Consider the following 19,982-nt stretch of genomic DNA (forward strand, 5'->3'; position numbering starts at 1 on the left):
TCTTTTTTACGTTCGGCAAAAAGGGTCGTCACGGTTACTCCTTCGCCACGGCTTCTTTGGCCGCCGACTTTTTGGCGGATTCGCCGCCGTCTTTGGCCCCATCGGTCTTCACCAACTCCACGTTCATGCCGAGCGACTGCAGTTCGCGCACGAGCACGCGGAAGCTTTCCGGCACGCCCGGCTCCGTGGAGACTTCGCCCCGGATGATCGCTTCGTACATCTTGGTCCGGCCCTGAACGTCGTCGGACTTGACCGTCAAAAATTCCTGCAGCGTGTGGGAGGCGCCGTAGCCTTCGATGGCCCAGACTTCCATTTCGCCGAAGCGCTGGCCGCCGAACTGCGCCTTGCCGCCGAGCGGCTGGCGCGTGATGAGCGAGTACGGGCCCGTCGAGCGCGCGTGGATCTTGTCTTCCACCAGGTGGGCGAGCTTCAGGATGTACATGAAGCCCACGGTGACTTTGCTCGCGAAGGCGTCGCCGGTGCGGCCGTCGAACAGCTGGATGCGGCCGTCGTCGGAGGGCAGATACTTTTCGGGGTAGCCTTTTTCGCGCAGCTTGTCCTTGGCCTGGCGCATCAAATCGTGGATCTGCTCTTCCTTGGCGCCGTCGAACACCGGGGTGACGGTTTCGACGTTCAGCACGTGGGCGGCCCAGCCGAGCATGCACTCGAGCAACTGCCCGACGTTCATCCGGGAGGGCACGCCGAGGGGCGAGAGCACCACGTCGATGGGCGTCCCGTCCGGCATGTAGGGCATGTCCTCGGGCGGAACGATCTTGGCCACGACGCCTTTGTTGCCGTGGCGGCCGGCCAGCTTGTCGCCGACCTGGATTTTGCGCTTGGAGGCGATGTAGACCTTCACGATGCGGTTGACCGTGACGGGCAATTCGTCGCCCATTTTGAAATTTTCTTTTTCCCGGGCGGCCATCCGCTTGGCTTCGTCGATCCGGCGGTCGGCCAGGGACTCGAACATTTCCTTCATTTCCTTGGCCTGGGCCTTGGAAATCTTGCCGCCGGCCAGACGGTCGTCGATGTCGGCGTAGTGGGCCTTGCGGTCGGCGCGGAGGAGCTCCAGCTTTTCTTCCAGCGCCAGATCGATTTCCTTCATTTTCTTGTTTTCGTCTTTTTTGGCCATCTTTTCTTTGCGGACGAAAACTTTGGTCGACAAAATCTTGCCCGTGACGCCGGGGGGCACCCGCAGGGAGGCGTCCATCACGTCTTCGGCTTTTTTGCCGAAAATGACTTTCAGGAGCCGCTCTTCGGGCGTCGTCTGCTGGTCGCCCTTGGGGGCGACTTTGCCGACGAGGATGTCGCCGGGGGCCACTTCGGCGCCGACGCGGATGATGCCCGTGTCGTCCAAATGGGCCAGGGATTCGGCGCCCACGTTGGGAATGTCCTTGGTGATTTCCTCGGCGCCCATCTTGGTGTCCCGGGCTTCCACCTGGAACTCCGAAATGTGGATGGAGGTGAAGACGTCGTCGCGCACCAGGCGCTCGGAGAGGATGATCGCGTCTTCGTAGTTGTACCCTTCCCAGGGCATGAACGCCACGAGCAGGTTGCGCCCCAGGGCCAACTCGCCTTCCTGGGTGGAGGGGCCGTCGGCCAGCACGTCGCCTTTGGCCACTTTTTCAAATTGCTTCACGCAGGGCAGCTGGTTGAGGCAGGTGTCCTGGTTGGAGCGCGCGTATTTGCGCAAATTGTAGAGGTCGACGCCGGGTTTCCCCTCGTCGCTCCAGACGGCCACGTGGTCGCTGGCGGCCGACACCACCACGCCGCCCCGGCGCGCCACTTCCACGGCCGCGGAATCCCGGGCCACGCGTCCTTCGATGCCCGTGCCCACCAGGGGGCGTTCGGGGAACAGCAGGGGAACGGCCTGCCGTTGCATGTTGGAACCCATGAGGGCGCGGTTCGCGTCGTCGTGTTCCAAAAAGGGAATCAGGGCCGCCGAGGTCGAAACGACCTGCACGGGCGAAATGTCCATGTAGTCGATGTCGTCGGGGGCCTTCTGCGGGAAGTCGCCTTTGAAGCGGCAGGCGATGATGTCCGAGGTGAACTTCCCGCTCTTATCAACGGGCGCGTTGGCCTGGGCAATCACAAAATTGTCCTCTTTGTCCGCCGTCAAATAGTCAATTTCGCTGGTCACGCGGCCCTTTTCCACCTTGCGGTAGGGGGTTTCGATCAACCCGTACTGGTTGATGCGGGCGTAGCAGGCCAACGACGTGATCAAGCCGATGTTCGGGCCTTCCGGCGTTTCGATGGGGCAGAGGCGTCCGTAGTGGGTGTGGTGAACGTCGCGGACTTCGAAGCCCGCCCGTTTCCGGTTCAACCCGCCGGGGCCGAGGGCCGAGAGACGGCGTTTGTGGGTCATTTCGGCCAGGGGGTTCGTCTGGTCCATGAACTGCGAAAGCTGACTGGAGCCGAAGAAGCGGCGGACGGCCGCCACGACGGCGGAGGCGTTCACCAGGGTGCGGGGCGTGATCTGGACGTTCTCTTGAACGTTCATGCGCTCCCGGACCAGGCGGGCCATCTGGGCGATGGCGGCGCGGATCTGGTTTTCCATGAGCTCGCCGACGGAACGGATGCGGCGGTTGCCCAAATGGTCGATGTCGTCGATCTCCACCTTCACGGTCGTTTTGCCGAAGGTGTGGGTCGTGGCTTCGTTGTTGAGCAGGATCAAATATTGGAGCGTCGCGATGACGTCTTCCCGGCACAGGGTGCGGCGCCGGTCGTTGGGCACTTCGAACTTGAAGTCTTTCCGCTCCGCGAGGGACTCGAGGAAGGGCATGAGCTTGCGGTTGATTTTGAACCGGCCCACCTTCGTCAGGTCGTATTTGCGGATGGACTTGAACAGCATGTTTTCCAAATAGGATTCGGCCTGCTCGGGAACGATGAATTCCTGGGCGCGGACCACGCGGTAAATGGCCTGGATGGCTTCTTTGCGGGTCTTGATGTTGTCCTTGAGGAGCGTGTTTCGGATCGCCACGTCGTTGACTTGGGGGTCCGACTTGAGCACGTCCACCGAGCGGACTTTCTTGTCCTGGAGGCGGAGGAAGACTTCCCGGGTGATTTCCTTGTTGGCTTCGAGGACGATTTCCCCGGAGCTGGTGTCCACCACGTCCTTGGCGACGATCTTGCCGACCACGTCTTCGGATTGCGCGCTGGACAGGTTCAGGGTTTCCACGTCGTAGAAGAGCGACAAAATTTCGGCGTCCGTCTCCACGCCCATGGCGCGAAGGAGGGTGGTCGCCGGCAATTTGCGCTTCTTGTCGATGCGGACGAAAATGGCGTTGTTGAGGTCGAACTCGAACTCCACCCAGGCGCCGCGGTAGGGAATGAGGCGCGCGAAGTAGAGCTTCTTGCCGTAGGAGGAGATCTTCTTTTCTTCGTCTTCCTCGAAGATCACGCCCGGGGACCGGTGCAGCTGGCTGACCACGACGCGCTCCACCCCGTTGATGACGAAGGTGGCCGGCGTGGTCATGAGCGGCAGGTCGCAGAAATAGACTTCCTGTTCGGTCAGGACTTTGGGTTTGCCGCCCGGCTGCTTTTGGACCAAACGGAGCCACGCGCGCAACTGCGAGGAGTAATTGGCGTCTTTCGCCAGGGCCTCTTCGACGGTGTAGCGGGGCTCGCCCAGGGTGTAGTGCATGAACTCGAGCGAAAGGACTTCGTCCGTGCTGGTGATCGGGAACACGTCCATGAACGCCGCTTGCAGCCCCTGGATTTTCCGCTCGGAGGGCGACGCGTCCTTCTGAAGAAATTCTTCATAGGACCGCGTCTGCATCTCCAGAAGCTGGGGCAGTTCAATGGCCGGGTGAATACGGGCGAACGAGACTTTTTTCATTCGAGTCCTGTCTGACCTTGGGGGTCGATCAAGGGGAAATGAATTCCGTTGATTCGAGTCCGAATTCTCTTATTTCACTTCAACCGTGGCGCCGACGTCCACCAACTTCTTCTTCATGTCTTCGGCGGCGGCTTTGTCCAAACCTTCCTTCACCGGCTTCGGCGCCGCTTCGACGAGATCCTTGGCTTCTTTCAAGCCGAGGCCCGTGAGCTCGCGGACGACTTTAATGACGTTGATCTTCGCCGCGCCCGCGCCCATGAGAACGACGGAGAAACTCGTCTTCTCTTCGGCCGCCGGGGCCGCGCCCGCCGCTCCGCCACCGGCCGCCACCGCGACCGCCGCGGGAGCCGCGGTGATTCCGTATTTATCTTCCAAGCCCTTGACGAGCTTGTGTACGTCCAAAACGGTCCATGCGTCGATGGATTCGAGGACGTCGTCTGCTGTGCACTTTGCCATGGTCTTCCTCCTCCGAGAGGGCGTTTGCCCTGAAAACGATTAGTGGGACTGCTTTTCTTTTTGCTTGGCGATCTGGTCGAGCGCGCCGGCCAGATTTTGAAGATGCGCGTTGAGCACGCCGTGGAACCCCTGGAGGGGCCCCTGCAAACGACCCAACAACTGCGCCAACAAAACGTTGCGCGACGGCAGAGACGCCATGGCCTTGATCTCGGCGGGCTTGAGGATTTTGCCGTTGATGTAGCCCGCGCGGATCTTCCAGTTCTCGTGGGCTTTTTCGAACTCCACCAGAACTTTGAGGCCGGCGATCGCGTCGCCTTTTTGAATCACCAGGGCCGATTGGCCGGTGAAGAAATCCGAAAACGCCCCGTCGATCCCCTTGTTCTTCAGGGCGATCTTCGCCAGGCGGTTTTTGACGATTTGGCATTTCGCCTTGATCGGGCGAAGCTTGCCGCGGAGCTCGTTGAGCTCCGGGGTCTTGACGCCGACGTAGCCGGCGACGACCAACCCCTCCAGGCCGTCAAAATCCTGGGTGAGGGTTTGAACCGATTCTTCTCGTTCTTTGCGTAAGCTGGGCATCGTATTTTTCCCCGTAAAAACAAAAAAACACTCCCACCGACGGTGAAGAGTGTTTTCTTCAACGCGTCCCGGTCCTCGTAAGCCTTAGGAGGTCGGGCCGCCCTCCGAACAAAAAAAAGGGCGCCTCGGTAGGGAGGCTCACTCGAGCCAATTCAGTCGCGGTGAGTTGCGACCCCTACGGTCATTGCCGCATGGCTATGGAAATGGATCGCCCGGAAAGGGCAACACATTGTATGAAAAGTGCGTCCAAAACGCAAGCGTCAGGAGCACAACTCCCGGCACTGACTTACTCTCCCGGGACCTTGCGGTCCAAGTACCATCAGCGCGGATGGGCTTAACGGCCGTGTTCGGAATGGGAACGGGTGTGACCCCATCGCGACAAGCACCGGGAATTCTGCCCCCGTACGACGTGCGTTTGGATTGGAAAGAGCCGGACCGACGGTCCTCAACTCACGGATAGGAAAGTCAAGCGCTTCTCATGTTGGATTCACAGATGCGACTAAGCCTCACGACCGATTCGTACGGGTTAGCTACGTGCGTTGCCGCACTTCCACATCCCGCCGATCAACGGAGTAGTCTTCTCCTGGTCTTTAGGTCCCACAAGGGGACGGGACATCTCATCTTGGGGCTGGCTTCACGCTTAGATGCTTTCAGCGTTTATCCGTTCCGCGCAATAGTTATCCGGCCATGGCCCGGGCGGGCCAACCGGTACGCCAGAGGCGCGTTCATCTCGGTCCTCTCGTACTAGAGACGACTCACCCTCAAATGTCCTGCGCCTACGGTAGATAGAGACCGTACTGTCTCACGACGTACTGAACCCAGCTCACGTACCGCTTTAATTGGCGAACAGCCAAACCCTTCCCACCGACTCCAGCGGGAGGATGCGATGAGCCGACATCGAGGTGCCAAACCGGATCGTCGATATGGGCTCTTGGATCCGATACACAATATTCCCCATTTCCATGGGGTGCAGACTATATCATCATCCTGTCAAAGACAGGAGTCAGGCGTGTTACCTTGGTCGTAAAGTGAAAGGACCGGCTCGGTCCCTTCCTAACCAAAGTCGTGCCGTACGAAACCCTTGTACGAGGAGATCGTCGCGACGCTCTTCGAGCGTGGCACAGTCGTTACATGTCGGATCGGCGTCAATCACCGACCAAACACACGGTATTGCCCTTTTCCTTCGGCGACGTGTGTCGCCGCGCGCCCATTGCGCGTGTGTGTTTCAACTAAGGACTTTTGGGTTTCACCGTTGTAAGCCTGATTTTTTATCCTCCGCAATTGCTCGCGAAGGGGCCTATTTGTTGGTTAAGCCTGTTATCCCCGGGGTAGCTTTTATCCGTTGAGCGATGGCAATCCCACAATCAACCACCGGATCACTAGATCCTCGTTTCCGATCTGCTTGGCTTGTAGGCCTCGCAGTTAAGCTCTCTTCTGCTCTTGCACTCGACAGGCGATTTCTATACGCCCTGAGAGAACCTTGGAACGCCTCCGTTACTCTTTAGGAGGCAACCGCCCCAGTTAAACTGCCCGCCTGCTACTGTTCCCCGGCCGGATAAACGGCACAGGGTTAGCGTCTCAGAACCGAAAAGGTGGTATTTCAAGGACGCCTCCACGCCGGCCAAAACCAGCGCTTCAAAGGCTCCCACCTATCCTACGTATCCAATCCCAAAACGCAATAACAAGTTACAGTAAAGCTCCACGGGGTCTTTTCGTCTAACCGCAGGTAATCCGCGTCTTCACGGATACCACAATTTCGCCGAGCCTCTCGCCAAGACAGCGGAGCCTTCGTTATGCCATTCGTGCAGGTCGGAACTTACCCGACAAGGAATTTCGCTACCTTAGGACCGTTATAGTTACGGCCGCCGTTTACTGGGGCTTAAGTTCGAAGCTTCGCCTTGCGGCTGACATCTTACCATGACCTTCCAGTACCGGGCAGGCATCAGACCCTATACGTCATCTTGCGATTTCAGCAGAGTCCTGTGTTTTTGTTAAACAGTCGCGGCTCCCCATTCACTGCGGCCCGTCAGACCCTTCCCCTGTACGGAGTTAAGTCAACGGGCACCCCTTCTTCCGAAGTTACGGGGCCAGTTTGCCTAGTTCCTAAGCGAGAGTTCGCTCGCGCGCCTGAGGATATTCTCCTTGCCTACCTGTGTCGGTTTGCGGTACGGACACGCCTTGCAGTATTTGCGGGGCTTTTCTTGGCAGCGGAGTTGGGCCACTTCGCCCGTCTTGCGACGGACTCGCGCTCGGCTCTCGGGATTAACGGCCCTCCGGATTTGCCTGGAGAACCTCCCTACGACCTTGGACCAATGACCTTCTATTGGCCGGCTTACCTTTCTGCGTCCCCCCTCAACATGACCCACAAGACGTGGTTCAGGAATATTAACCTGATGCCCATCATCTACGCCTTTCGGCCTCGACTTAGGACCGACTGACCCTGTTCAGACGAACTTTAAACAAGGAAACCTTAGGCTTACGGCGGGTCTGATTCTCACAGACCTTATCGCTACTTATTCCGACATCCTCACTTCCGTTTCGTCCAGCACTCCTATCGGTATGCCTTCATCCTACAACGGAACGCTCCCCTACCCCGTGAGATGGACGAATCCACCTCACAGCCGTGACTGCGGTATCAGGTTTTAGCCCCGGACTTTTTCGGCGCGACTTAACTTGACGAGTGAGCTGTTACGCACTCTTTAAAGGATGGCTGCTTCTAAGCCAACCTCCTCGCTGTCTGAGTCAAATCACATCCTTTACCACTTAACCTGAATTTTGGGACCTAGGTCGACGGTCTGGGTTGTTCCCCTCTTGCGCACGAAGCTTAGCCCTCGTGAACTGACTGCGGAGTTTTCCCGTATGTATTCGGAGTTTGGTTAGATTCGGAACCGAGGTATTCGGCCCTACACTATCCAGTGCTCTACCTCACACGGTCATCGCTCCACGCTAGCCCTAAAGCTATTTCGGGGAGAACCAGCTATCACCAGCCTCGATTGGCCTTTCACCCCTAACCCAAGCTCATGCAGGAGTTTTTCAACACTCAACGCTTCGGGCCTCCATCACCGGTTAAGGTGACTTCACCCTGTCCTGGGTTAGATCGACTGGCTTCGGGTCTACTATTGCATACTATTCGCCCGTTAAGACTCGCTTTCGCTACGGCTCCGGGCCCTTGGGCCCTTAACCTTGCATGCAACAGTAACTCGCCGGATCATTCTTCAACAGGCACGACGTCGAGCATTCCCCTTGCGGGGCATAGCTCTTCGTCTGCTTGTAAACGCACGGTTTCAGGTTCTTTTCACTCCCCGTCAGGGGTCCTTTTCACCTTTCCCTCGCGGTACTGGTTCACTATCGGTCGCCAGAGAGTATTTAGCCTTGGAGAGTGGTCTCCCCAGATTCACGCCGAATTTCACGTGCTCGGCGTTACTTAGGAACTCATCGTAAGTCGTTGAATTTTCGCGTACGGGACTCTCACCCTCTTTGGTCGGCCTTTCCAGGCACGTTCCGCTAACTCAACGATTTTTTACTTACCGGCTCTAAACCGGATGAGCCCTGCAACCCCTGCCGTAAGGCAGGTTTAGGCTGTTCCCCGTTCGCTCGCCACTACTAGGGGAATCTCGTTTGATTTCTCTTCCTCCAGGTACTGAGATGTTTCACTTCCCTGGGTTGTCTCGATCAAGGTATCTCCGGCGGTTTCCCGCCGGCCTTTCCTTGAACGTTCATCGGTTTGTCACCGATGAGGGTTTCCCCATTCAGAGATCCCCGGATCAAAGGTTGCTTGCACCTCCCCGGGGCGTATCGTCGCTGGCCACGTCTTTCATCGACTTCTGGCGCCAAGGCATCCACCATGCGCTCTTTGTAGCTTAGCCGCATCTTTGAATCCTCAGTCGCACCACGCTTCTCTCCGCCGGGGCATACGTCACCCCAGCGTCGTAAAGCTCGGTACAACTACATAATTAGACGCTTGACTTTCCTATTCGTGTGTCAAAGAACCGTCGCTCCCGTGGACCTCAACCAGCGTCCAGAGGACGGCTTACTGCAAAATTTTATGAAGGAACGTTGCTTCCGGACCGCCACCGCGGAACACCGGCAGGAACTTCGAATCTTGTTTCAAATGGAGCTGGCCGGGATTGAACCGGCGGCCTCCTGCTTGCAAAGCAGGCGCTCTCCCAGCTGAGCTACAGCCCCGGCCCGACAAATCGGATCACCTTGATTGACCGGGGAGCCCATGCGAATCAGGCAGGGCCAGCCCCGTGCGGCTTCTTGCTCGTCGGGGTTCCAGAAATCTGGGCGGAAGTGGACTCGAACCACCGGCCTCACCCTTATCAGGGGTGTGCTCTAACCAGCTGAGCTATCCGCCCTAAAGCGAGTCCCACTTCGTTTGAAAGAGCCAAGATTGACATTGAGCCATTCGCAGGCCGATGAGCGCCCCGTGGGGCACATCGATGATCGACCTCTTCTAGCTGCGCCGAAGCGCTCTAGAATTCTCCTTAGAAAGGAGGTGATCCAGCCGCACGTTCCCGTACGGCTACCTTGTTACGACTTCACCCCAATCACCAGTCACAACTTGGGCCGGCCAAAGACCGGACTTCTGTTGCAACGGGCTTTCGTGGTGTGACGGGCGGTGTGTACAAGGCCCGGGAACGTATTCACCGCAGCCTGCTGATCTGCGATTACTAGCGATTCCGCCTTCATGTGGGCGGGTTGCAGCCCACAATCTGAACTGGGGCGACTTTTGTGGGGTTGGCTCCGCCTTGCGGCCTCGCATCCCTCTGTAGTCGCCATTGTATCACGTGTGTAGCCCTGGACATAAGGGCCATGAGGACTTGACGTCGTCCCCACCTTCCTCCCCGTTATCCGAGGCAGTCTCCTAAGAGTGCGCCGCTTGCGCGGGTGGCAACATAGGATAGGGGTTGCGCTCGTTGCGGGACTTAACCCAACATCTCACGACACGAGCTGACGACAGCCATGCAGCACCTCGACTAGCAACCGACTTGACGGTTCGCTCCCGCTTTCACAGGAGCTACTACTAGCCGTTCGAGCCCAGGTAAGGTTCTTCGCGTTGCGTCGAATTAAACCACATGATCCACCGCTTGTGCGGGCCCCCGTCAATTCCTTTGAGTTTCAACCTTGCGGCCGTACTCCCCAGGCGGCACATTTAATGCGTTAGCGTCGACACGGGAGGGGTCGATACCCCCCATATCTAATGTGCATCGTTTACGGCTGGGACTACCAGGGTATCTAATCCTGTTTGATCCCCCAGCTTTCGTGGATGAGCGTCGATAGTGGTCCAGTGACCTGCTTTCGCCATCGGTGTTCCTCCTGATATCTACGCATTTCACCGCTACACCAGGAATTCCAGTCACCTCTCCCACATCCAAGTCCGGCAGTATCCACTGACCTCCCCGGGTTGAGCCCGGGGCTTTCACAGCAGACTTACCAAACCGCCTGCCCACGCTTTACGCCTAGTAATTCCGAGTAACGCTCGCCACCTTCGTCTTACCGCGGCTGCTGGCACGAAGTTAGCCGTGGCTTATTCACGGAGTACCATCAGTCGGCGTTATTCACGCCGCTATTTGTCCCCCGCAAAAGGAGTTTACAATCCGAAGACCTTCGTCCTCCACGCGGCATTGCTGCGTCAGGGTTTCCCCCATTGCGCAAAATTCCCCACTGCTGCCTCCCGTAGGAGTATGGCCCGTGTCTCAGTGCCATTGTGAGCGGTCGTCCTTTCAGACCGCTTACCCGTCGTAGCCTTGGTGGGCCGTTACCCCGCCAACTAGCTGATAGGCCGTGAATCCCTCTTCAAGAGTCCCTTGCGGGACTTTAACCTCATCCTGATGCCAGGACGTGGTCTCACGCGGTATTAGCTCCGGTTTCCCGGAGTTATCCCCCACTCGAAGGGAGGTTATTCACGTATTACTCACCCGTTTGCCACTAACCTTGACGATACACTGCCAAAGTCCGTTCGACTTGCATGTGTTAGGCATGCCGCCAGCGTTCACTCTGAGCCAGGATCAAACTCTCCGTAAGATCGTTGTTCCCAAACCCTTGCGGGCTTAGGAATCGAAACTTATGAGGTTTGGTTTACGGCTCTTCATTGATGGAATTGCTTGAGTTGTAAAACACAAGCTTTATTACACCTGAACGTCGTTTACCAATAAGCATCGGAGGATGCCCCGCTTCACCGTATCGATGGTGCGACACGGGTCCGCTTGGGGCGCTCATCCGCCTGCGTTTTTTGGCTCTATGTCAAAGAACATTTCAAATTGGGTCCGCATTGTACAAAAAAAAGTACGCGGGGCGCAAATGGCCCCCTTCAAAGAATACATCCTTTGTATCCTCTGGCACCGGTTCGCGGGTGAACCGGATCTCTTCATGTCAAAACTCGGCGCGGTGGAACTTCACCGCTGTTCAGGGCTCAAGTATACCAAACGAAAAAAAATTGTCAACACTTTTTTCAATTTATTTTTCACAATGGGAAGTGTCGGATCCGCGAGCGCCCAAAGCGGGACTTTTCCGACGGAGAAGAACGTGAATCTCTCGCATTCCACCGCCCCGTCCCGGCGCGGCCCGATCGCCGGGCTGGACCGTCCCTTGGGGCTTCTGACCTTGGCCGGCGTGGCCGTTTTCCTTTCCGGGGCCCGGGCGGCGTATTGGCCGCTCATCGCCGCCGGTCTTTTCTTTCTCGCCGCCTTCGTCGACAGCGCGCCGAACCCGGGGACGCGCACCGACGGAAGAAACCGCCGGGTCGCCGCCTTTTTTCTCTGGACCGTGCTGGCCTGGGGGGTTTCCCTCTGCCCTCCGGCGGGAACCGAGAGCGTTCTGAAAGTCGGAATTTTTCTCGCCTTCGGCTGGCTCGCTTCACGCTGGAACGACGATCACCGGCGGTTCTTCAAGATTTTGGTCTTGGCGGGCGCCCTGGCTTACAGCGCCGGAGCGGTATTGGGAACATTTTTTCCTTCGCTCACCGATGCCGGCCTTCCCCGCAACCCCCAATACAAATCCTTCTGGTTGGTCGCCGGAACCTTAATGGTTCTGCCCGACGCCCTCGGTCTTTCCGGGGCCAAGCCCCAAAAGGCTTCCGGCGTTGCGCGTCGCGCGGCGGGATGGATTCTTCCGGCCTTTTTTCTCCTCGGACTTTTGTTGTTTCGTTCCCGGAGCGGCCTCATCGCGGTGTCCGTCGGCGCCGGCGCCTTGATCCACCGTCGGTGGGGCGCCCGCGGTCTTCTCTGGTTTGTCCTTTCTTTGGCGGCCGCGGCGGTCTTGGCGCCGGTCTCCCGGACGGCGGCGGTCTTGAAAACCATGGACCCCTTCGGTTGGTCCCGCCTGGCCATTTGGAAAGCGGCGGCGGCGGGCGTCCTGGACCGTCCGCTATTCGGCTGGGGGCCCGGCCTCTTCGCCCGCCTTTACGGCGCCCACCGAGGCCCTTTTCCCCATCAATGGATTCGCTTCGATCACGACCATTCCTTCGCCCACAACGATTTCCTTCAATTGGCCGCGGAATACGGCCTTCCGGCGCTCCTTCTGGCGGGGGCGGCTTTCGGGCCGGCGCTGACGAGGGCCCGACGAGCGGCGGATCCGACTCGCTGGGCCCTGCTGTTGTCCGCCGCGGTGTTTTGCGTGTTCAATTTTCCTTTTTATTCCCCGGTTAACCTCCTGTTGGCCGCCGGCGTATTCTTTGGACTTTCCCCGGAACCGGATCGGTTTTCCCCACCGGTCGGGCGCGATCGGGCGCTTTGGCGCGCCGCCTTCGCCGTTCTCGGCGGGATCGCCCTCGGCGCGTTTATCGCCGCCCGGTCGGACCGTGGGGGTTTCGTTTTCACCAAAGCGCAATTGGAGAACCGGCTGAACCGGGCGGATGCCTTGGTGCACCCGCCGGTCGGCGGGACATCGGACCCCGCCGAAGCGGAGGCCCTTCTCCGGGAGGTGCTCCGGCGTTGGCCCGACCATCCCGAGGCGGGTCACGCCCTGGGCCATTTGTTGATTGAACACCGCGCTCCCCCGAAGCTTGAAGAAGGCCTCCCCTGGCTGACCCGGGCGTCAATTCTCCAACCCACCCGGGCGACTTGGTGGATGGAGTTGTCCGGGGCCCAGGCGACCCTGGGCCGCTGGCCCGACGCCTTGGAATCGGCGCAAAACGCCCTGCGACTGGAACCGGAATACGCCGATGCTCAATGGATGATCGCCCGGGCGTTGACCCGGATCGGCGACCCCGCCGAGGCGGAGCGATTTCTGGCTCCCCTGCGGGCCCTGCCCCCCGAAGATTCCGCCTCCCTTTCCGGGTACGGCCGGACCATCGCCCACCGGGATCGCGACGCCTATTTGCTCGAATCCGCCTACGCCCAACTGAGGCTCCACAACCCCACCGCGGCGCTGACGTTCCTGTCCGAACGCACCGCTCCTCCATCGGCGGAATCCCTGGCGCTTGCCGTCGGCGCTTACTTGGCTCGCCGGGACCGCCCCTCCGCCCGCCGACTCTGGAACGACCTTCGAAAGGGGTTCCCGGAAAGTCCGGCTGTTAAATTGCTGGCGGAGGCTTTCGAAGCCGTCAATGGGAAGGCCCCAAAAGGTAAAATACGAGCCACCCCATGATCGCCAGGACCCCCACCCCGCTGGAAGGACTTTTAATCCTGGAACCCCGCGTGCACCGGGACCCCCGGGGGTATTTTTTCGAGGCGTACAACGAAAGGGATTTTAGAGAAGCGGGGCTACCGACCGATTTCGTTCAAGACAACGTGAGCGTTTCGGTCAAGGGAACCCTTCGGGGACTTCATTTTCAGCGGGCGCCCCACGCCCAGGGGAAACTGGTTCGGGTCCTGTCGGGATCCGTCTTCGACGTGGCCGTGGACATGCGGCCGTCTTCGGCCACGTTTGGAAAATGGTTCGGGTTGGAGTTGTCTGACGAAAACGGCCGGGCCCTCTACCTTCCTCCGGGCTTCGCCCACGGGTTTCTGGCCGCCGCCGAGCGGACCCTTTTTCATTACAAAGTAACGACCCTCTATCGGCCCGGCGCCGAGGCAACCTTGAGGTGGGACGACCCGACGGTGAATGTTCAATGGCCCACCGCGGCGCCCCCGATCCTATCCGAAAAAGACGCCGGCGGTCTCCCCTGGGCCGAGGCCATCCGGCACTTGGCCGTCTAAGGGCCCCGCCTGCCGCCCGAGGGCCTCCTATTATCCAAAAAAGATCGGCGCGGCCTCCTTTGGAATGAGGCGCGTCGTTGCCTTTCTCAGAGCCAATAGCCGGAGGTTTTATTTCCAGCCGGAAAAGTCGGCCGGGGGCTGTCGAATGATCGGTCCGGCCGCGATTCGAGAGAAAATCCCGACTCCGAAAGATCCATGGCACGAACGGAAAATCAACCCGAATCCGCCTAACAAATCCCCACCCTCCCCCGACGATCAACCGAAAGGCGATTATTTTCGAGTGAGGCGATACAAATAATACGACTCGTCGGCCACGATGGCGCCGTTGAATTCGGCTAATTTCCTGATATTGAAGGACGAACTTAGCCATTCAACCTTTGGCGAATCCAGGGGATAACTCAGAACAAGCAAAATTGGATACCCCGTTGCCTCGCTCATTTTCTCAAGCACACGCACCGCGACCGCCGGGCTCTGCGGTTTTTCCCGGTATTCGTTCCAATGAATGAAACTTCCGATCGTATCGGTATTTAGATAATAAATTTTCCGGCCCAGATACGCGGACAACGGGGACACAAGATAATCTCGGCTTCCCGCAATGGGCCAATTCCTCCACTCCCCGCGCAGAATGAATTCAGCCGCTTCGGCGCTCCTTGAAAATGGAAAGAACAAGTCACGGGCGTAGGCAAACGCCCCCCCAATGACGTGCAAAGAAAGCAACACCGTCAGCACCCTCCCCCGCGGCCGGGCGCCGGACCCGAAAGACAACCAAAGGGCAGCGACCAGCACCACGAAGAGGTGGCCGCAATGCCGGACGGTTACTCCGAGGTAAGAAAACACCATCAACTGAAACACTAGAATTCCCCCGATCCCGAGGAGGAAAAAGACGATCGCGGAGGGGTCTCGCCATTCCGACACCAAACAGACGAGGATCGCCAAAACGGAGGCGCCAGCCAACCAGCCGCCAGTAGGGTCAAATTGAATAAAAAAATTCGACGACCACCCTTGAACGATGATTATATTTGGAAGGGGGAGGAGACCGGTCGCCAACAACTTTAGGCATATCAGGGGAGCGCCCCAATTGATGTGTTCGGAATAAATTAATTTCATGTGCGCCCCCGCGTCCGCCGGGGGTCGGATTTGCACGAAAAACAAAATCATTCCCAACCCAACGATCAGCAAGAACAACCCTTCGTCCGCTATCCGGGCCAGCTTTCCTCCCGAAATTCCGAAGCGGGGAAATCGATTGGCAAACACGGTTCCGGTAAAAGCGAGCGCGATGATCGCTCCGAAAACGCTCGTGTTCGCCAGGAGCGCCAATAGAAATCCAATCGGCCAGAGCCGCCGTGCAGAACGGAGCAACATAAAACACACTCCGAAAACGATCGGCAATTCCAGAACGTATCCACGGGAAACGACGGCGAATTCATAAAAAACAAAGTAGCCAAATGAAAACAAAACTTTATGGAGATTCGAAAAGGGGGAAAAACGAGCGAATAAAAACACCCCGAGCGTTGCTGCCCCAAGATGAACCAACTGCATGGAATGCGGGTTGGACGTGACCCTTGTCAAAAAATAGAGCACCGTGTGCCACAACCCGGGATGTCCCTCGTACCGGAGGTTTCGGAAAAGTTCGCCCAACGATCGACTGTCGCGCGCCAATAGCCAAGCCTGGAGCTCATCCCTCCACATCTCATGCCGCAAAACACCGATTAGCCCGAGGGTGAAATAGAGGCTGGAAATCAGGATTCCGCTTTGGAAGGGTTCGTTGGGGAGGAAGGATCGGCCTCGGAATTGCAAAGAATTCGAGAGCATTAAGAACGAGGGGGGCGGGACATGCGGTGGAGGAGCGCGAGGCGGGCGCGGATTTGGGCCGGGGTCACGGTGAGCAGCCGGTCCAGGGAAAATTTCTCGACGGTGAAGCTCGCCATGACCGTGCCGTGGAACAAGGCGTTGTGAAGGGTGGTTTCGTCCAGCCGGTTGCCGTTCCGGTTGATGTAGCCCATGAATCCTCCGGCGAAGGTGTCGCCGGCGCCCGTGGGGTCAAAGACCTCTTCCAACGGATAGGCCGGCGCCGAGGACACGCGCCGTTCCGAGAAAAGCAGGGCGCCGTGCTCCCCCTTTTTCACCACCACGTAGCGGGGGCCCCAGGACCGGATCAATTTTCCCGCTTGAATAAGACTGGGTTTCCCCGACAACTGGCGGGCCTCCCCGTCGTTCAAAATCAAAATATCGATTTCTTTGCAGAGAGCCTTCAGGCGGTCGGGCTTGGTCGAAATCCACAAATTCATGGTGTCCGCGGCAACGACCTTCGGCCGGTGAACCTGGCGGAGAACCCGCATTTGCAGGTCCGGGTCGATGTTGGCCAGAAACACGGCGTCGGTGGCGCGGAAAGATTCGGGCAGGATGGGGACGAATTTCTCAAAGACGTTCAGCCGCGTGTCCAGGGTTTTGGCTTCGTTCAAATCGTATTCGTAGAACCCCGACCACCGGAACGTCTCTCCGTCGGCGATTTGGAGGCCGGACAGATCGATCCGCCGTCGGCGCAAGAGGTCCAGGTGTTTCGTTGGAAAATCACGACCGACCACTCCCACCAACCGGACATCCGTGGAAAAACTCGCCGAATAGGAAAAATAAACGGCCGACCCCCCCAACGCGTCGGCCCGCTGGCCGAAGGGGGTTTTCACCGAATCCAACGCCACCGATCCCACCACCAAAACGCTCACACCCACCTCCCTGAAAAAATCGGCCGGCCGACGCCGCCCGGTTTAATGTGTAAATTCTTCGAACAGCCCCGGGTCCAGTCGCCGGAGGCGGTCTTCGAATTCCGAAATCAACATCGACGCCGGTATGCGATCCGGAAAATCCGCCGGACGGTCGGCCATCTGCCGGAAGGGCATGCCGTAGCGGGTCAACAGGGTGAAAAGCCTCACGTCCGCCAGGAAAAACCAACGCGTCAATCCGCGCTGCTTGGAAGCGAGGTAAAGAAGCCGAAACAACCCGAGAATCAACCGGGGGCCTTTTCGACCCCGCAGGGTCATGCCCAGAGGGCCCTGATCCGGCAGGGAACCGCCCTCGCTTTGGCGCAGGTACGGCTCCGCGCCGAAGGGACCGTCCTCTTTTCGTCGACGGTATATTTGACTGATCACCAAGTGGGAAATTTCGGCGGTCGGCTCCGGCCGCCCGCTGAAACGGACGTTGATCACCCCGTGGATGGGCAGGCCCTTGGCGGTGGGTGGAATCAAACGGATCGCGGCCACAGGGTCGGGGCCCCGCAGGGCTGCCGCGTGAAGCGACACCGCGTCCAACTCGTCGGTGACCAAGCCCTTGGGGAAGTGGAGCGGTTGGGCGTGGGACAATTCCGTCACCCACACATCGTAGCGTAGGCGGTAAATCGCCTCCCGCCGCGCGGGGGTTTCCACGAAATTGAAGGAAAGGTCTTTAACGTCCAGCAGGCCCATGGTCGAAAGGATGTCCGTTCCCGGGGAGGCCGCGGGAAACGTCGGTCAAATCAATTCCCGAGGGTTCGGCGGGAGCCGCGGCGTTGCGCGCGGTTGCCCTGGCGCTGCATCCGCTCGCCCCGCTTTTCTCGTCGTTCGCCTTTTTTCTCCACCCGGTCGGCGGCCGGGCCGTTCCCGGCGGACCGAAGATCGTCGGCCTTGTTTTGAAGGGCCTCGCCCTGCTTTTCGATTTTTTCCCCGCGTTTTTCCCGGCGCTCTCCGCGCCGCTCCTCGCGATCTCCCCGCTCCCTGCGTTGATCGCCGGATCGCTCCGCCTTATCGCCCCCCCCCTCGCCGCTTTTATTGCGTGTGGGCGTCGTGGCGCCGCCCACGGGCGGGTCTTCGTTGTAGTCGGCCCGCAAAACGGGAGCAACGAGGCTTAAGAGCAAGAGGAGCAACGGTTTTCTCATGGGATCTCCCGAAATTGTTTTGTTAAGTTTATGATTTTTTGACGGCCCGCATGGCCCGCCGCCGGGCGCGCACCGCCCGTTGGTGGTCTTCGTAATTGGACGAAAAGGAATGGCCGCCGGTGTCGTCGGCGACAAAATAAAGAAAATCCACGGCGGCCGGGGCCAACGCCGCCGCCAGGGATTCACGGCCTGGACTGCAGATCGGTCCCGGGGGAAGGCCGAACCGCCGGTACGTGTTGTAGGGGTGTTCCATCGCCAGGTCTTTTCTCCACAGCGGGTTTTTCCACTCGCCCAGGGCGTATTGGACCGTCGGATCGCATTCCAAACGCATCCCCTTTTTAAGTCGATTTTGATAAACGGCGGACACGAGGGGTCGGTCGCTGGGACGGCGGGCCTCCCGCTCCACCAGGGAGGCCAGGGTCACCGTTCGGCGTTGGGTCCAACGGCGGCCGTCGGCCAGACGGAATTCTTCGTCGGGGTCCCGGGGAATCGGGCCCGGCGGCACCGCCCCCGCGGCCTGGGCCGCCCGGAAAACTTCCTCCCACACGGCGGCAAAACGATCCCGCCCCGCCCGGATCACCGCGGGGGCGGGCGTGCCGGGCTCAAACAGATACGTCTCCGGGAACAAAAAGCCTTCGGCCCCCTGGGCGGCCGCGAGAAACGCGTCCCGCCCGCAGACCCCGGCGGCCGCCGTCCGATCCGCCATCTGCCAGAGGGCCCACCCTTCCGGCCAGGTGAGCCGGAGGGCCTCGCCCCGTCCCGCGACCAAATCCTTCAGAAGGCCAGCGGCGGACCGGCCGGACGCCAAGCGATAGGCTCCCGCTTTTAATTTTCCGTCGGCTCGAAAGAGGCGGGACAGCAGGCGAAACCAGGCCACGGAGCGCAGACGTCCCGCCGCTTTCAGCTCCCGGGCCACTCGGACGGCCCCCGCCCCCTGGGGAATTTCCAGAACCCCGTCGCCGCCGCCCGCGGGCGCGCTGTTGATCCACGCCAGGGTCGCCCCGAAACCCAGGACAGCGACCGCCGCGACCGTCCCAAACCCCCGCCGGGAGAAACCCATCACGCCCCGCCCCCACGCTGCTCGTCCAGATACCCCTGGAGAATCACCGCCGCCGCGGCCCGGTCCCGGCGCTCTTTTTTGGCCCGCCCGTGGGCGCCCCGCTCCGTCAGCATCGCCTCGGCCCGCCAGGTGGACAATCGTTCGTCGCGCAGAATCGTCCGCAGGCCCTGGGATTCCAGGGCCGCGGCCAGGGCCCGGGCCGCCCGGGCGCTGTCGCCTTCGGAACCGTCCATGTTGAGCGGGAGGCCCAGAACCACCGCCCCGGCCCCCCGATCCACCGCCAATTTCATCAACGCCGCGGCCACGTCCGCGGGGGACCCGCCGTGCAGGGTCTCCAGGGGATGGGCCATGACCCCGGACTCATCGGACACCGCCACGCCCACCCGAGCCCGCCCCCAATCCACCCCGAGATAAACCGTCACGCGGGGCCGCCGAGGGAATACGCGCTTCGCGTGTAATGCTTGACGCCGAAGGCGGTGGGTTGACTCTCCATCACCGCGATTTTATCGGCCCGAAAGGAAAACCAAGGACGATCGGCGTGGGCCGCGAGAAAGCCTTCGGGGAGGCGCGGCGCGCCCGTAAAGCGCGCCAGGGTGAGGTGGGGTCTAAACGGATGGTCCGGGGGCGGGAAACCGGCCCGGGCCAGCCCGCTTTCCAACCCCGCGGTCAACCGGGTCAAGACGTCGCCCCCCGCGCCGACCCCGGCCCACAGGATCTGCGGGATTCCCTCCGTCGGAAAAACGCCGAGGCCCCGCAATTCCAATTCAAAGGGGGCGACGCTGCGCGCCGCCGCCCGGCAGGCGGATTCCAGGGCCGGAACGTTGTCGGACGGGCCGATGAAACGGAGAGTGAAATGGGATTGATCGGGCTTGGTCCACCGGGCCCCGGCCACGCCCTCCCGCAGGGGGAAAAAAGACCGGGTCAAGGTGGCGTGAAGCTCCCGGGGCGGCGCCAACGACACGAATAATTTCACGACGCCATTGTCCCAAAGTTGCCGGCGAATGA

General features: G+C 59.8%; 12 protein-coding genes, 2 tRNA genes and 3 rRNA genes. 2 read left to right on the forward strand and 15 right to left on the reverse strand.

Annotation, left to right across the window (positions count from 1 at the left end):
• Positions 1-34: 34 nt before the first annotated feature.
• The 8 genes from rpoB to IPP68_00480 all read right to left on the reverse strand — a co-directional run bounded on the left by rpoB (position 35) and on the right by IPP68_00480 (position 10,897).
• Positions 35-3,838: a DNA-directed RNA polymerase subunit beta gene (gene rpoB / locus IPP68_00445; GenBank protein MBL0348837.1), complete on the reverse strand. Its 3,804-nt coding sequence runs from the start codon at positions 3,836-3,838 to the stop codon at positions 35-37.
• A gap of 69 nt (positions 3,839-3,907) precedes the next feature.
• Positions 3,908-4,294 carry a 50S ribosomal protein L7/L12 gene (rplL, locus tag IPP68_00450; GenBank protein ID MBL0348838.1) on the reverse strand — a complete coding sequence of 129 codons (387 nt, stop codon included), beginning with the start codon at positions 4,292-4,294 and terminating at the stop codon, positions 3,908-3,910.
• Positions 4,295-4,333: 39 nt separating this feature from the next.
• Positions 4,334-4,870, reverse strand: coding sequence for a 50S ribosomal protein L10 (locus tag IPP68_00455; GenBank protein ID MBL0348839.1), 537 nt, complete (start codon positions 4,868-4,870; stop codon positions 4,334-4,336).
• A 273-nt stretch (positions 4,871-5,143) separates the two neighbouring features.
• Positions 5,144-5,260: ribosomal RNA gene (gene rrf / locus IPP68_00460) — 5S ribosomal RNA — on the reverse strand.
• Between the two features lie 105 nt (positions 5,261-5,365).
• Positions 5,366-8,736: ribosomal RNA gene (locus IPP68_00465) — 23S ribosomal RNA — on the reverse strand.
• A 246-nt stretch (positions 8,737-8,982) separates the two neighbouring features.
• Positions 8,983-9,055: transfer RNA gene (locus IPP68_00470), tRNA-Ala, on the reverse strand.
• Between the two features lie 99 nt (positions 9,056-9,154).
• Positions 9,155-9,228 (reverse strand) — tRNA-Ile (locus tag IPP68_00475).
• Positions 9,229-9,361: 133 nt separating this feature from the next.
• Positions 9,362-10,897 (reverse strand): 16S ribosomal RNA (locus IPP68_00480).
• Together the 16S, 23S and 5S rRNA genes with 2 tRNA genes alongside form the textbook arrangement of a ribosomal RNA operon.
• Positions 10,898-11,398: 501 nt before the next feature.
• Here IPP68_00480 and IPP68_00485 point away from each other — a divergent pair.
• Positions 11,399-13,459 carry an O-antigen ligase family protein gene (locus IPP68_00485; protein MBL0348840.1) on the forward strand — a complete coding sequence of 687 codons (2,061 nt, stop codon included), beginning with the start codon at positions 11,399-11,401 and terminating at the stop codon, positions 13,457-13,459.
• A complete protein-coding gene (rfbC, locus tag IPP68_00490; protein MBL0348841.1) occupies positions 13,456-14,010 on the forward strand; it encodes a dTDP-4-dehydrorhamnose 3,5-epimerase in 555 nt (184 codons plus the stop codon). Before IPP68_00485 ends, rfbC begins: the two co-directional genes overlap by 4 nt.
• 270 nt (positions 14,011-14,280) lie before the next feature.
• On the opposite strand, the gene IPP68_00495 is transcribed toward rfbC, so the two are convergent.
• From IPP68_00495 to thpR, 7 genes are all read right to left on the reverse strand, one after another.
• Positions 14,281-15,603: a hypothetical protein gene (locus IPP68_00495; protein MBL0348842.1), complete on the reverse strand. Its 1,323-nt coding sequence runs from the start codon at positions 15,601-15,603 to the stop codon at positions 14,281-14,283.
• Positions 15,604-15,821: 218 nt separating this feature from the next.
• On the reverse strand, positions 15,822-16,733 hold the full coding sequence (locus IPP68_00500) for a sugar kinase (protein ID MBL0348843.1): 912 nt from the start codon (positions 16,731-16,733) through the stop codon (positions 15,822-15,824).
• A gap of 42 nt (positions 16,734-16,775) precedes the next feature.
• Positions 16,776-17,468 (reverse strand): GNAT family N-acetyltransferase, encoded by a 693-nt coding sequence (locus IPP68_00505; GenBank protein ID MBL0348844.1) that lies wholly within the window; start codon positions 17,466-17,468, stop codon positions 16,776-16,778.
• Between the two features lie 50 nt (positions 17,469-17,518).
• A complete protein-coding gene (locus IPP68_00510; protein ID MBL0348845.1) occupies positions 17,519-17,917 on the reverse strand; it encodes a hypothetical protein in 399 nt (132 codons plus the stop codon).
• A 28-nt stretch (positions 17,918-17,945) separates the two neighbouring features.
• The gene (mltG, locus tag IPP68_00515; protein MBL0348846.1) at positions 17,946-18,980 is read right to left on the reverse strand and encodes an endolytic transglycosylase MltG; all 1,035 of its coding nucleotides are present in this window, start codon (positions 18,978-18,980) and stop codon (positions 17,946-17,948) included.
• Complete coding sequence (gene ruvX, locus IPP68_00520; protein ID MBL0348847.1) at positions 18,977-19,399, reverse strand: Holliday junction resolvase RuvX; 423 nt, start codon at positions 19,397-19,399, stop codon at positions 18,977-18,979. Before ruvX ends, mltG begins: the two co-directional genes overlap by 4 nt.
• Entirely contained in the window at positions 19,396-19,950 is a 555-nt protein-coding gene (gene thpR, locus IPP68_00525; protein MBL0348848.1) for an RNA 2',3'-cyclic phosphodiesterase, read from the reverse strand. Before thpR ends, ruvX begins: the two co-directional genes overlap by 4 nt.
• Positions 19,951-19,982: the final 32 nt, after the last annotated feature.

This window comes from Elusimicrobiota bacterium (assembly GCA_016722575.1).
GTDB lineage: Bacteria > Elusimicrobiota > Elusimicrobia > FEN-1173 > FEN-1173 > JADKIY01.

What these genes read in the sequence shown, in the direction of transcription:
- rpoB (MBL0348837.1), bottom strand. Translation starts at nt 3,838, where the DNA reads ATGAAAAAAGTCTCGTTCGCCCGTATTCACCCGGCCATTGAACTGCCC.
- rplL (MBL0348838.1), bottom strand. Translation starts at nt 4,294, where the DNA reads ATGGCAAAGTGCACAGCAGACGACGTCCTCGAATCCATCGACGCATGG.
- IPP68_00455 (MBL0348839.1), bottom strand. Translation starts at nt 4,870, where the DNA reads ATGCCCAGCTTACGCAAAGAACGAGAAGAATCGGTTCAAACCCTCACC.
- rfbC (MBL0348841.1), top strand. Translation starts at nt 13,456, where the DNA reads ATGATCGCCAGGACCCCCACCCCGCTGGAAGGACTTTTAATCCTGGAA.
- IPP68_00505 (MBL0348844.1), bottom strand. Translation starts at nt 17,468, where the DNA reads ATGGGCCTGCTGGACGTTAAAGACCTTTCCTTCAATTTCGTGGAAACC.
- IPP68_00510 (MBL0348845.1), bottom strand. Translation starts at nt 17,917, where the DNA reads ATGAGAAAACCGTTGCTCCTCTTGCTCTTAAGCCTCGTTGCTCCCGTT.